We start from the raw sequence: 13,211 nt of genomic DNA on the forward strand, positions 1-13,211 counted from the left end.
CTTTCCTTTAAATCACGATCAGGTCGGCTTGCAACGCGCCGGCCTGCTTCAAGGCTTCGAGAATCGCCATCAAGTCGCCCGGTGCCGCGCCGACCTGGTTCACCGCCCGGACGATTTCATCCAGGGTGGTGCCTGGGCCGAACTTGAACATCGGCTTGGCTTCCTGCTCGGCATTGACCCGCGAACGTGGAACCACGGCGGTCTGGCCGTTGGACAATGGGCCCGGCTGGCTGACGATCGGGTCTTCGGTGATGGTCACCGTCAAGCTGCCGTGGGTCACGGCGGCCGGCGAAACCTTGACGTTCTGGCCGATCACGATGGTGCCGGTGCGCGAGTTGATGATGACTTTCGCCACCGCCTGGCCCGGGTCGACTTCGAGGTTTTCCAGGATCGACAGGTAGTCGACCCGCTGGCTCGGATCCAGTGGCGCGGTGACGCGAATCGAGCCGCCGTCGATGGCCTGGGCAACACCTGGGCCGAGCATGTCGTTGATCTTGTCGACGATGCGCTTGGCCGTGGTGAAGTCGGAACGGTTGAGGTTCAAGGTCAGGCTGTTGCCTTGGTTGAAACCGCTCGGCACCGCACGCTCCACCGACGCACCGCCAGGGATGCGACCGGCCGACGGAACGTTGACGGTAATCTTCGAACCGTCGCGGCCCTCGGCGTCGAAACCGCCCACCACCAGGTTGCCCTGGGCGATGGCGTAGACGTTGCCGTCGATACCCTTGAGCGGCGTCAGCAACAAAGTGCCGCCCCGCAGGCTCTTGGAGTTACCGATGGACGAAACGGTGATATCCACTTGCTGGCCGGGCTTGGCAAACGCCGGCAGATCGGCACTGACCGACACCGCCGCGACGTTTTTCAACTGCACGTTGCCGGAGCCGGCCGGCACCTTGATGCCGAACTGCGACAACATGTTGTTGAAGGTTTGCAGGGTGAACGGGGTCTGCGTGGTCTGGTCGCCGGTACCATTGAGGCCCACGACCAGGCCGTAGCCGATCAACTGGTTGGAACGCACGCCGGAGATGCTAGCGATGTCCTTCAAGCGCTCGGCTTGAGCGGTGAAGGCTGCCGACATCACCAGGGCACCGATCAACAGCTGTTTAAGATTCAACTTGATCACCTAGAAAGGGAACTTCGGGCTGAGGAAGAAACGGTCGAACCAACCTGGCTGACTCGCATCGGCAAAGGCACCAGTGCCCGAATAGGTGATGCGCGCATCGGCCACGCGGGTCGATGGAACAGTGTTGTCGGTGGAAATGTCATCAGCGCGGACCATGCCGGCGATGCGCACCAGTTCGTCACCGGTGTTGAGCGTCAACCACTTCTCGCCGCGCACGGCGATGATGCCGTTGGGCAGCACATCGGCGACGGTCACGGTGATCGAGCCGGTCAGGCTGTTGCTCTGGCCGGACTGGCTGTCGCCTTTGCTCGATCGGTCGGCACCGTAGCCGGCATTGAGGCTCAGGTCGCCGCCACCGATCGGGTTGTTGGTGGTCAGGCTGGAGCCGAACAGCGAGGTCAGGCCGACACTGGTCTCGCTGGTCTTGTCGATCTGCGAGTTGGCGTTCTTGCTGGCCTGGGTCCGCTCGTTCAGGGTGATGGTGATGATGTCACCGACCCGGAAAGCCTTGCGGTCGCTGTACAGGTTCTGTTCGAAACCGGCCTGGTAGATCGAGCCGTTATTGGCTGCGGCCGGCAACGGCGTGCGTGGCAACACCGGAGCGTAGTACGGGTCATTGGGCCTTGGTGTTGGCGCGACACAGCCCGCCAATGCGGTAATCCCACTCAATGCCAGAACAGATACGAAGCGATTCATGACCCTACCTCTTGGTGTTGCAGGCGGCCTCAGGCCGCCCTGTCTACGGATTTTGCGACGCGATTACAGATTCTGCGTGACGAACGAGAGCATCTGGTCGGCGGTGGAAATCACCTTGGAGTTCATTTCGTAGGCGCGCTGGGTGGTGATCATGTTGACCATCTCCTCAACAGTGCTCACGTTCGACGTTTCCAGGGTGTTCTGCAGCGTGGTGCCGAAACCGTTCAGGCCTGGGGTGCCGACTTGCGGCGCACCGCTGGCGGCGGTTTCCATGAACAGGTTGTTGCCCACGGCTTGCAGGCCGGCCGGGTTGATGAAGTCAGCGGTCTGCAGGTTGCCGATCACTTGGGAAGCAGGGTTGCCGGCCACGGTGATGGACACGGTACCGTCACGGCCCACGGTGAAGGTCTGGGCATCGTTCGGAATGACGATGGCCGGCTCCAGGGCGAAACCGCTGGCGTTGACGATCTGGCCATTGGAATCGAGGTGGAAGGTACCGTCACGGGTGTAGGACGTGGTGCCGTCCGGCTGCAGGATCTGGAAGAAACCCCGACCGTCGATGGCCATGTCCAGCGGCTGCTCGGTGGTTTGCAGGCTACCGGCGTTGAAGTTTTTCTGGGTGCCGACGATGCGCACACCGGTACCCACTTGCAGGCCCGACGGCAATTCGCTGTCCTGGGTCGACTGGGCGCCTGGCTGGCGTTTTACTTGGTACAGCAGGTCCTGGAACTCGGCGCGATCACGTTTGAAGCCCGTGGTCGAGACGTTCGCCAGGTTGTTGGAAATAGTGGAAAGGTTGGTGTCCTGGGCGGACAGACCTGTTTTGGCAACCCAAAGAGCCGGAAGCATTCGATTCTCCTCTCACGCCTGTTTTTCGGCGCAGCGCTGTAATTAATAGTTAGATCTGCAAGACCCGAGCCATGGCTTCATCGCCTTCTTTGGCGGTGTTCATCATCTTGACGTGAAGCTCGAACTGCTTGGCCAACGCCAGCACGGAAGTCATTTCATCCACGGCATTGACGTTGCTCGCCTCCTGGAAGCCCGACACCAACTGCACGTTGGCATCGATGGGCGCCGGCTGGCCGTCCTTGGTACGGATCGAGCCATCCAGGCCCTTGGTCATGTTCCTGAGGTCCGGGTTGACCAGCTTGATGCGGTCTACCTCAGCCATCACACGCGGGCCTTCGCCCATGGCGCGGATACTGATGGTGCCGTCCTGGCCGATTTCGATTTTCTGCTCCGGCGGCACGGCGATCGGACCGCCATTGCCCATCACCGGCATGCCGTTGCCGGCCCGCAGCACGCCCAGGGCGTCAACGTTGAGGCTGCCGGTGCGCACGTAGCTTTCACCGCCATCGGGGTTCTGCACGGCCATCCAACCCGGCCCGCTGACCGCCACGTCCAAGTCACGACCGGTTTCCACCAGCGCACCCGGGGTAAAGTCAGTGGCAGGCCGCTCGGACATGGCAAACGCCCGCGCCGGAAAGCTGTCGCCGAACACCGGCATCGAACGTGCCTGCTCCAGGTCTTTCTGAAAACCATTGGTGGAAATGTTCGCCAGGTTGTTGGCATGGGCCCGTTGCGCCAGTGCGTTCTGGCTGGCGCCGGTCATTGCCACATAAAGGTACTTGTCCACTGTCGTTCCTCTGCATGCCGGACGTTTGCCGTCCACTGCTGTGTTGCACAGCCTTAAGCAAATTGCAGACCAACTTTTTTCTGGCGCCAGAGAGCCCGGCAAACAAAGGGCTTGAGAGAATTGGAGGAAATTATGGAAGTCTATCGAAGACGAAAAACCGGCGGTGCCATGCCGGTTGCGGCAAGTGTCCGCCTAAGCAATCAACTAGACCTCCCTCGCCACGAAAACCAACATTTTCACGCGCCAGATTCTTTGCCAACTTCGTATTCCCTCAACTTATTGGCAATAGTCGTATGGGAAACTCCCAGCCGCTTGCCCAGTTGCCGGCTACTCGGGTGCTCGGAATACAAACGCTCCAGGACGGCCTTTTCGAAGCGGCCAACGATCTCGTCCAAGCCACCCTCAAGGGAAAAATCGCCGAGGGGCTGCCGCACGCCGTAGTCCGGCAGGCGGATGTGCTCGGCCTTCACCGTCCCGCCGTCGCACAGGGAAACGGCCTGGAACAGCACGTTTTCCAACTGTCGGACATTGCCCGGCCAGTGGTAATGGCTGAGCCGGTCCATCGCCGCCGGGGCCAGCCTCGGCAGTGGGCAGCCGATCTGGCGGCTGGCCTGGTCGAGAAAATGCTCGACCAGCGGGGCCAGCCCGTCGAGGCATTCGCGCAACGGCGGGATGTGCAGAGAAAGCACATTCAGGCGATGGTACAAATCTTGACGGAATTCTCCCCGGGCGCAGAGCTCGGACAAATCGACTTGGGTCGCGCAGATCACCCGGACATCCAGGTACACCTCTTCGTCGCTGCCTACGCGACGGAAGCATCCGTCCTGCAGGAAGCGCAGCAATTTCACCTGCAAACGCGGGCTCATTTCCCCGACACCGTCGAGAAACAACGTCCCGCCCGCCGTCAGTTCCAGCAGGCCGAGCTTGCCTTCGGCCCGGGCGCCTTCGAAAGCACCGGGACCGTAGCCGAACAGCTCGGTCTCGGCCATCGACTCCGGCAGGCCGGCGCAATTGAGGGCCATCAACGGTGACTGCCCTCGTGGACTGGCCAAATGGCAGGCACGGGCCAGCAACTCCTTGCCGGTGCCGGTTTCGCCTTCGATCAACAACGGCGCGTCGAGAGGCGCCATGCGCCGGGCCTCCCGGACCACTGCCGCCATCACTTTCGAACTCTGGAAGATGCTGTCGAAGCCGCGCAGTTCTTGCTTGCGTACGTTATAGATGCGTTCGCCCACCCGGTCGGCGCGGTGCAGCGTCAGCACCGCACCGGCCATGGCTTCGCTGTCGTCATGTTCCGATTGCAAGGGCGCGATGTCCGCCAGGAACACGTCGCCCTTGACCTTGACCCGCAAGCCATTGATGCGCGACTTGTTGGCGCGCACCAGTTCCGGCAGGTCGAAATCCTCGGCGTAGCGGGACAGGGGAATCCCCGGCACCTCGTCCACCCGCACTCCCAGCAGCTGCGCCGCCGCCCGGTTGGCCGCGACGATAGAGCCGCCCATGTCGATGGACAGCACCGGAAACTCCAGGGCGCCCAGCAAGGCGTTGAGCTCCATGTGCCGACGCTCACTGGGCATCAACCCTACACGCTTTACACCGAATACCCCGGCGATGCCTTCGAATTTCGGACGCAGGGCTTGGAACTGGATGTTGATCAGGTTCGGGCAATGCAGGTAGATCGCATTGCCATGCTCGCCCCCTACTTCACCGCGGGCGACGTTGATGCCGTATTCCACCAGCAGGTTGAGAATGTCCCGCAGGATGCCGATGCGGTTCTGACAATGGACTTTGATACGCATGAAAAGGCCCGATGTGTTTGCAAGCATGAAATGGGGGGCTACTTCGTAGCCCAGCGGGAGCAAGCTCCCTCGCCACGGTTTTCTGCGCTGCGGCGCAAATAGCCGTCAAGATTATGTGACAGTTGTAGGAACTTTCCCAAACGAAAATGCCCGAAACATCGAGACTCGTCCATTTATGTAACGAACGTTTTACGATTTTGACGGCGACGGGCCGTTAAACCCCGGGATAGCCTGCTGCACAGATCTCTGCTTCAAGTTATCTCTACTGCATCGCTGGACATAACAACAAACAAGTCTTCCCCCTGAGGGATATCAGCAGGAGAGCAGCATGAAGCAGACGCAGTACGTGGCCCGCGAGCCCGATGCGCAAGGTTTTATCCACTACACCGCTGAAGAACACGCGGTGTGGAACACGCTGATCACCCGCCAGCTCAAAGTCATCGAGGGCCGTGCGTGCCAGGAATACCTGGACGGTATCGACAAGCTCGGCCTGCCCCACGACCGCATCCCGCAACTGGACGAAATCAATAAAGTGCTGGGCGAAACCACGGGCTGGCAGGTCGCCCGGGTGCCGGCACTGATCCCGTTCCAGACCTTCTTTGAATTGCTGGCCAGCAAGCAGTTTCCGGTCGCGACGTTTATTCGTACGAGGGAAGAACTGGATTACCTGCAAGAGCCGGACATTTTCCACGAGATCTTTGGTCACTGCCCCTTGCTGACCAACCCTTGGTTTGCAGAATTTACCCACACCTACGGCAAACTCGGCCTACAGGCTTCCAAGGAAGAACGCGTCTACCTCGCTCGCCTGTATTGGATGACCATCGAATTCGGCCTGGTGGAGACGCCACGGGGTCGGCGCATCTATGGCGGCGGTATCCTCTCGTCCCCCAAGGAAACCGTGTACTGCCTGTCCGACGAGCCGGAGCATCAATCCTTCGATCCGTTGGAAGCCATGCGCACACCGTATCGCATCGACATCCTGCAACCGGTGTATTTCGTGTTGCCCGAGCTCAAGCGCCTGTTCGACCTGGCCCATGAAGACATCATGGGCATGGTCACGCGCGGTCGGGAATTGGGGTTGCACGTGCCGAAATTCCCACCCAAAGCGGCGTGAACCGCTAGTTTTGATTTCAATTGAGTCTGTTGCGCCAAGCGGCTTTGCTTTAGCGTGGGCGCATCGACGTTTAATAAATATTCGATCCAGGAACACACCATGAACACTCTGAACCAAGCCCACTGCGAAGCCTGTCGCGCCGATGCCCCGCAAGTCAGCGACGAAGAACTGCCGGTGTTGATCAAGCAGATCCCCGACTGGAACATCGAAGTGCGCGACGGCGTGATGCAACTGGAAAAGGTCTTCCTGTTCAAGAACTTCAAGCACGCCCTGGCGTTCACCAACGCCGTCGGCGAGATCTCCGAGGCCGAGGGCCACCACCCAGGCCTGCTCACCGAGTGGGGCAAAGTCACCGTCACCTGGTGGAGCCATTCGATCAAGGGCCTGCACCGCAACGACTTCATCATGGCCGCCCGCACCGACGAGGTCGCCAAGACCGCCGAGGGCCGCAAGTAATGCATTTCGATGCCATCGGTCGCGTGCCCGGCGACCCGATCCTCGGCCTGATGGAGGCCTATGGGGCGGACAGCAACCCTGGGAAATTCGACCTCGGCGTGGGCGTGTACAAGGATTCCCGGGGCCTGACGCCGATCCTGCAATCCGTGAAACAGGCCGAGCAACACCTGGTGGATCGCCAGTCCACCAAGACCTACATTGGCGGTCACGGCGAAGCCGCGTTCGGCCAGTTGATCAATGAACTGGTGCTGGGCGTGGACTCGCCGCTGATCAGCGCAAAACGCGCCGGCGCGACTCAGACCCCCGGCGGCACCGGCGCCCTGCGCCTGAGCGCCGATTTCATCGCCCAGTGCCTGCCGGGCCGTGGCGTCTGGCTGAGCAACCCGACCTGGCCGATCCACGAAACCATCTTCGCCGCCGCGGGCGTCAAGGCCAGCCATTACCCCTACGTGGGTGCCGACAATCGCCTGGATTTCGACGCGATGCTCGCAACCCTAGGCCAAGTGCCGAAGGGCGATGTGGTGCTGCTGCATGCCTGCTGCCACAACCCAACGGGATTTGACCTGTCCCACGAACAATGGCGCCAGGTGCTGGAAGTGATGCGCAGCCGTGGACTCCTGCCATTGATCGACTTCGCTTACCAAGGCTTTGGCGACGGGTTGGAACAGGACGCCTGGGCCGTGCGGTTGTTTGCCGAAGCGTTGCCCGAAGTGCTGGTCACCAGTTCATGCTCGAAGAATTTCGGCCTCTATCGCGACCGCACTGGTGCGCTGATTGTCTGTGCCCGTGATGCCGAAAAACTGGTCGACATTCGCAGTCAACTGGCCAACATCGCCCGCAACCTATGGTCGACGCCGCCGGACCATGGCGCGGCGGTGGTGGCGACGATCCTTGGCAACTCGGAGCTGAAAACCCTCTGGGCCGACGAAGTGGAAGCCATGCGCCTGCGCATCGCGCAACTGCGCAGCGGCCTACTGGAGGCGCTCGAACCCCACGGCTTGCGCGAGCGCTTTGCCCACATGGGGGTGCAACGCGGAATGTTTTCCTACACCGGACTTTCTCCGGAACAGGTCAAGCAGTTGCGCGAGCGCCACAGCGTTTACATGGTCGGAACCGGCCGGGCCAACGTCGCCGGCATCGATGCAACGCGCCTGGATGCGCTGGCGGTGGCGATTGCGGATGTGTGCAGGTAGCTCTCAATCGCCACAGAGGTGGAGCCAGACTAGACGCCCGTCCACTCCTTCACAAACTGCCCGACATCTTCCTGAGGCGCCGTGCGCGCCTCTTTCTGCGGCGTCCCCAGGTAGAGGAAACCAATCACCTCCTCGCCTTCCTCAAGCCCCAAGCCCCTGGCCACGTGCGGCGAGTAAGCCAGCTCGCCGGTGCGCCACACGCCGCCGATGCCCTGGGCGTAAGCGGCCAGCAGAATGCCATGAGCCGCACAGCCGGCCGCCAGCAACTGTTCAGGCTTCGGAATCTTGAAATGGTCTTGCAACCGCGCGATCACCACGACTACCAGCGGCGCACGCAGCGGACCGTTGAGGGCCTTTTCCACGACGGCTTCGGGCACCAGCGGATCATTGAAGCGTGCAGCTTCGGCCAGCAACTCACCCATGCGATGACGCGCTTGCCCTTCGACCGTCAGGAACCGCCACGGGCGCAATTGGCCGTGATCGGGGGCACGCAGCGCGGCCGCGAACATGACTTCGCGCTGTTCCGGCGTGGGCGCCGGGTCCACAAGGCGTGGAACGGAAACACGGTTGAGCAAAGCATCTAAAGCCTGCATCGGTGACCTCCTGGAAAAATGTTCGGCTATTCTAGTGGCTGTGCCGTCAATTCGTTAGCCCAAATTCAGATACAAGCAACGCCGGACGCCGGTTTACATGCCGCTTGTCGCAGGTAGAATGGCGCCCTTTCCCCTTTCAGCCCGAGCGGACTTCATGGCGTTGCCGACCCTACGGATCATTGGTTTCATCATCGGCATCTTCCTGATCACCCTGGCGATCTTCATGGTCGTGCCGATGGCCACGTTGCTGATCTACGAGCGCACCGGCGACCTGCCATCGTTCCTCTGGTCGAGCATGATCACCTTTGTCGCCGGCCTGGCGCTGATTCTTCCCGGGCGCCCGGAGCATATCCATCTGCGTCCCCGCGACATGTACCTGCTGACGGTCAGCAGTTGGCTGGTGGTGTGTGTGTTTGCCGCGCTGCCCTTCCTGTTGACCCAGCACATCAGCTACACGGACTCGTTCTTTGAAAGCATGTCGGGCATTACCGCCACCGGCGCGACGGTGTTGAGCGGCCTGGACACGATGTCGCCCGGGATCCTCATGTGGCGCTCGCTGTTGCACTGGCTCGGCGGCATCGGCTTCATCGGCATGGCCGTGGCGATCCTGCCGCTGTTGCGCATCGGCGGCATGCGGCTGTTCCAGACCGAATCGTCGGACCGCTCGGAAAAAGTCATGCCGCGCTCGCACATGGTGGCTCGGCTGATCGTGGCGTCCTACGTAGGTATAACGATCCTTGGCACTCTGGCACTCTGGTGGGCCGGGATGAGCCTGTTCGACGCGATCAACCATTCGATGTCGGCGATTTCCACCGGTGGTTTCTCCACTTCGGACCAGTCCCTGGCCAAATGGACCCAGCCCGCCGTGCATTGGGTCACTATTGTCATCATGATCCTCGGCAGTCTGCCGTTCGCCCTGTACGTCTCGACGCTGCGCGGCAATCGCCGGGCGCTGATCAAGGACCAGCAAGTCCAGGGCCTGATCGGCGTGCTGCTGATCACCTGGCTGGTACTTGGCACCTGGTACTGGGCGACCACCGACCTGCACTGGCTCGAAGCGCTGCGGCACGTGGCCCTGAACGTGACATCCATCGTCACCACCACCGGTTTCGCCCTGGGGGACTACAGCCTGTGGGGCAATTTCTCACTGATGTTGTTCTTTTACCTTGGATTCGTCGGCGGCTGCTCGGGCTCGACTGCCGGCGGGATCAAGATTTTCCGCTTCCAGGTTGCCTATATCCTGCTTCGGGCCAACCTTAATCAACTGATTCACCCGCGTGCGGTGATCAAGCAGAAATACAACGGCCACCGCCTCGATGAAGAGATCGTGCGGTCGATCCTGACCTTTTCGTTCTTCTTCGCCATCACTATCTGCGTGATCGCCCTGCTGCTGTCGCTGTTGGGCGTGGAGTGGATGACGGCGTTGACCGGCGCGGCCAGTACTGTGTCCGGCGTCGGTCCGGGGCTTGGCGAGACTATCGGCCCGGCCGGCAACTTCGCGCCGCTGCCGGACGCGGCCAAGTGGATCCTCTCGGGCGGCATGTTGTTGGGCCGACTGGAGATCATCACGGTGTTCGTGCTGTGCATTCCGGCGTTCTGGCGTCACTGACCGGCTTGGCCACGCCCCGCGCCCGATAGTCCCCTGGTGTGGTGCCGAACCAGCGGCGGAAGGCCCGGAAAAAATTGCTCGGGTCGGCAAACCCGAGCAGGTAGGCGACTTCCAGCAAGGTCATGCTCGGTTGCGCCAGGTATTGCTCGGCCAGTTCGCGCCGGGTGTCGTCCAGCAAGCTCTGGAAACTGGTGCCCTCCTCCTGCAAGCGCCGCTGCAAGGTGCGTTGGGACAAGTGCAGCGTCTGCGCCACCACGTCACGCTTGGGTTCGCCCTGGGGCAACAGCCGACACAGTACCTGCCGCGCCTGATGCGTGACGCGACTGCCGGAAAACCGTGCCAGGTACTCGCCTGCGAAGCGATCGTGCAGCACCGCCATGGCCTCGTTGGCGGTGGGCAGCGGTGCTTCCATGTCGTCCTGCTGGAAAATCAACGCGTCGTAGGGCGCATCGAATACCAAGGGCGCGCCGAAGGCCTGTCGATAAGGTCCGACATCGGCGGGCTCAGCGCCCTGGAACAGCACCTTCACCGGGTGCAAGGTCCGTCCGGTCAGCCAGTTACACAAGGCCAGCGCGCAGGCCAGGGACGCTTCGGTACTTTGCCGGGTGGGCGGGAGGTGGTCGCCATGCACCGTCAGGATCAGCCCGTAGCCTTCATTCAAATGACGGAAGCTCAGGTCGGCGCTTTCGGCGATGATCCGCTGATAACGCACCAGCCGCTGGAATCCTTCGACCAGCGTCCGACTGGACATCAGCGCGTAACCCACCACATGGAACGACGCCGGGCGTACCACCTTGCCCATGTTCAGGCCGATGGCCGGGTTGCCCGACTGCTCCACCGCCAACTGCCAGAGCCGTGTCATCGAATCCTGGGGAAAGCGCGCGTCCGGATCGTCCAGCGCGTCGAAATCCAGCCCCAGTTCCTTGAACAGCGCCCGACAGTCCAGGCCGTCGATTTCCAACGCCTTGACAATCCCCATCGCCCAGCTTGAAGAAGTCGTTCGTTCGCTCATGACGTTTTACTTGCATGACGAGCCGCAGGGTACGGCTGGATTTGCGAAGGATACTAAAGTGGCGCTGATTGTCACTGGTCGTTACAAATGAGCACTCTAGACTTGTTAATAAGCTGAAAAACATCTCCAGCCAAAACAATAACCACAGAGAGCGCAGTCGTGGAAAACGCGAGACGATTCAACACCTTCGCCGAGTTCTATCCCTACTACCTCAGCGAACACAGCAACAGCGCCTGCCGACGCTTGCACTTCATCGGCACTTCCCTGGTGTTGCTGATTTTCGCCATGGCGCTGGTGGTCGGCGCCTGGTGGCTGTGGGTCGCCCTGCCCGTGGCGGGCTATGGCTTCGCCTGGGTCGGGCACTTTTTCTTCGAAAAAAACCGACCCGCGACCTTTCAGCATCCGTTCTACAGCCTGCTCGGTGACTTCGTCATGTACCGCGACATGCTGGTGGGCAAAGTCGCGTTCTAGGAGGATTGCCGATGAACTCTCACGCGCGCTTCACCCACATGCAGGACGGGACCCGGGAAGACTGGGCGATCATCGCCACCGATTTCAGCGCCTACGCCCGTCAGCTGCCAAGTCGGGTCCTCGCCCATCTGAAATTACTCGACGGCGATTTTGGCGGATTCCCGGTGGATCGCCTGACCCATTCCCTGCAAACCGCCACCCGCGCCTACCGTGACGGGCGGGACGAGGAATATGTGGTCTGCGCTCTGCTCCATGACATCGGCGATACGCTGGGCAGCTACAACCACCCGGACATCGCCGCGGCTATCCTCAAGCCCTTCGTCAGCGCCGAAAACCTGTGGATGGTAGAGAAGCACGGAATCTTCCAAGGCTATTATTTTTTCCATCACCTGGGCATGGACCGGCATTTGCGCGAGCAGTTTTGCGAACATCCGCAGTACCAGGCGACCATCGACTTCTGTGCGAAATACGACGCCGCGGCGTTCGATCCTGGGTACGAAACCCTGCCGCTGAGCTTCTTCGAGCCGATGCTGGAAAGGGTATTTGCGGCGCCGAAACAGTCGATCTACAAGGCGGCGATGGCAGAACAGCCCTGAGTTCGTGCAGACGCAGCAAGCGCCCTCGCCACGGACTTATGTGGGCTCAGGCGGGCTCAGCCACTTTCAATTCAGCCTTGAGCAGCGCCTCCCGCGCCTGGGCGTCCGCCAACCGATACAACTCGATCGTCCCGTCCCAATGCTCGATCAGCGCGGTGCAGGATTCGACCCAGTCGCCGCAGTTGAGGTATTCCACCTCGCCGACCTTGCGAATCTCGGCATGGTGGATGTGCCCGCACACCACGCCATGCAACTCTCGCTTCACACATTCGTGGGCGATGGCTTCTTCGAAGTCGCTGATGAAGCTGACGGCGGTCTTGACCTTGTGCTTGAGGTACGCCGAGAGCGACCAGTAACCGTAGCCGTAACGGGCTCGCCAATGGTTGAGCCAGCGGTTCAGCGTCAGCGTGAATTCGTAGGCCGAATCCCCGAGGAACGCCAGCCAGCGGTGATACCGGGTGATGACATCGAACTGATCGCCATGAATCACCAGCAGGTGGCGGCCGTCGGCGGTGACGTGCACCGCTTCGTCCACCAGTTGGATATTACCGAGGATCAGCTTCGAATAACGCCGCAGGAATTCGTCATGGTTGCCGGTGACATAGATGACTTCGGTGCCGCGCTTGCTCATGGTCAGCAGGCGACGAATGACGTTGGTATGGGCCTGGGGCCAATACATGCCGCTGCGCAGTTTCCAGCCGTCGATGATATCGCCCACCAGATAGACCTTGTCGGCGTGATAGCCTTTGAGGAAATGCGACAGGTGCTCGGCCTGGCAATCCCGGGTGCCCAAGTGCACATCGGAAATCCACAGGGTGCGAACACGCTGCTTGCGGCTGGGTCTGGCGAGCTCGGCGCTGGTCATTGGGCAACCCTCTGATCGTTTTCACCACAGTGCACCCGAGCGGTTAAT

The 13,211-nt window shown here is 61.1% G+C and carries 14 protein-coding genes; 6 read left to right on the forward strand and 8 right to left on the reverse strand.

From position 1 onward, the window contains the following. Nucleotides 1-7: 7 nt before the first annotated feature. The 5 genes from J3P79_RS19025 to J3P79_RS19045 form a co-directional block, all read right to left on the reverse strand. Nucleotides 8-1,078, reverse strand: coding sequence for a flagellar basal body P-ring protein FlgI (locus J3P79_RS19025; RefSeq protein WP_162488974.1), 1,071 nt, complete (start codon nt 1,076-1,078; stop codon nt 8-10). A gap of 45 nt (nt 1,079-1,123) precedes the next feature. Beyond that, nucleotides 1,124-1,819, reverse strand: a complete 696-nt coding sequence (gene flgH, locus J3P79_RS19030) for a flagellar basal body L-ring protein FlgH (protein ID WP_039593103.1) — start codon at nt 1,817-1,819, stop codon at nt 1,124-1,126. Nucleotides 1,820-1,882: 63 nt separating this feature from the next. Then, a complete protein-coding gene (gene flgG / locus J3P79_RS19035) occupies nt 1,883-2,668 on the reverse strand; it encodes a flagellar basal-body rod protein FlgG (protein WP_039593104.1) in 786 nt (261 codons plus the stop codon). 49 nt (nt 2,669-2,717) lie between these two features. After that, nucleotides 2,718-3,455 (reverse strand): flagellar basal body rod protein FlgF, encoded by a 738-nt coding sequence (locus tag J3P79_RS19040; RefSeq protein WP_198723594.1) that lies wholly within the window; start codon nt 3,453-3,455, stop codon nt 2,718-2,720. A gap of 236 nt (nt 3,456-3,691) precedes the next feature. After that, nucleotides 3,692-5,254, reverse strand: a complete 1,563-nt coding sequence (locus tag J3P79_RS19045) for a sigma-54-dependent transcriptional regulator (protein ID WP_434605031.1) — start codon at nt 5,252-5,254, stop codon at nt 3,692-3,694. A gap of 328 nt (nt 5,255-5,582) precedes the next feature. On the opposite strand from J3P79_RS19045, the gene phhA reads away from it, so the two are divergent. From phhA to J3P79_RS19060, 3 genes are all read left to right on the forward strand, one after another. Then, the gene (phhA, locus tag J3P79_RS19050; RefSeq protein WP_434605033.1) at nt 5,583-6,368 is read left to right on the forward strand and encodes a phenylalanine 4-monooxygenase; all 786 of its coding nucleotides are present in this window, start codon (nt 5,583-5,585) and stop codon (nt 6,366-6,368) included. A 99-nt stretch (nt 6,369-6,467) separates the two neighbouring features. After that, on the forward strand, nt 6,468-6,824 hold the full coding sequence (locus tag J3P79_RS19055) for a 4a-hydroxytetrahydrobiopterin dehydratase (RefSeq protein ID WP_030141118.1): 357 nt from the start codon (nt 6,468-6,470) through the stop codon (nt 6,822-6,824). Then, the gene (locus tag J3P79_RS19060; RefSeq protein WP_434605036.1) at nt 6,824-8,017 is read left to right on the forward strand and encodes an amino acid aminotransferase; all 1,194 of its coding nucleotides are present in this window, start codon (nt 6,824-6,826) and stop codon (nt 8,015-8,017) included. Before J3P79_RS19055 ends, J3P79_RS19060 begins: the two co-directional genes overlap by 1 nt. Nucleotides 8,018-8,046: 29 nt before the next feature. Here the strand turns inward: J3P79_RS19060 and J3P79_RS19065 are convergent, their stop codons facing one another. Next, entirely contained in the window at nt 8,047-8,610 is a 564-nt protein-coding gene (locus J3P79_RS19065; RefSeq protein WP_434605038.1) for an NAD(P)H nitroreductase, read from the reverse strand. A gap of 154 nt (nt 8,611-8,764) precedes the next feature. Here J3P79_RS19065 and J3P79_RS19070 point away from each other — a divergent pair, with 154 nt between their 5' ends. Beyond that, complete coding sequence (locus J3P79_RS19070) at nt 8,765-10,219, forward strand: TrkH family potassium uptake protein (protein WP_434605040.1); 1,455 nt, start codon at nt 8,765-8,767, stop codon at nt 10,217-10,219. Here the strand turns inward: J3P79_RS19070 and J3P79_RS19075 are convergent. Further along, nucleotides 10,176-11,231, reverse strand: coding sequence for an AraC family transcriptional regulator (locus tag J3P79_RS19075; protein ID WP_434605042.1), 1,056 nt, complete (start codon nt 11,229-11,231; stop codon nt 10,176-10,178). The two genes, J3P79_RS19070 and J3P79_RS19075, sit on opposite strands and share 44 nt — an antisense overlap. Nucleotides 11,232-11,390: 159 nt before the next feature. Here J3P79_RS19075 and J3P79_RS19080 point away from each other — a divergent pair, with 159 nt between their 5' ends. Then, complete coding sequence (locus J3P79_RS19080; RefSeq protein ID WP_434605044.1) at nt 11,391-11,702, forward strand: Mpo1-like protein; 312 nt, start codon at nt 11,391-11,393, stop codon at nt 11,700-11,702. Nucleotides 11,703-11,713: 11 nt separating this feature from the next. Beyond that, nucleotides 11,714-12,298, forward strand: coding sequence for an HD domain-containing protein (locus J3P79_RS19085; RefSeq protein ID WP_434605046.1), 585 nt, complete (start codon nt 11,714-11,716; stop codon nt 12,296-12,298). 46 nt (nt 12,299-12,344) lie between these two features. Here J3P79_RS19085 and J3P79_RS19090 read toward each other — a convergent pair whose 3' ends face one another. After that, nucleotides 12,345-13,163 (reverse strand): UDP-2,3-diacylglucosamine diphosphatase, encoded by an 819-nt coding sequence (locus J3P79_RS19090; RefSeq protein WP_039593122.1) that lies wholly within the window; start codon nt 13,161-13,163, stop codon nt 12,345-12,347. Nucleotides 13,164-13,211 lie beyond the last annotated feature (48 nt).

Source organism: Pseudomonas sp. R1-7, assembly GCF_051132105.1.
GTDB lineage: Bacteria > Pseudomonadota > Gammaproteobacteria > Pseudomonadales > Pseudomonadaceae > Aquipseudomonas.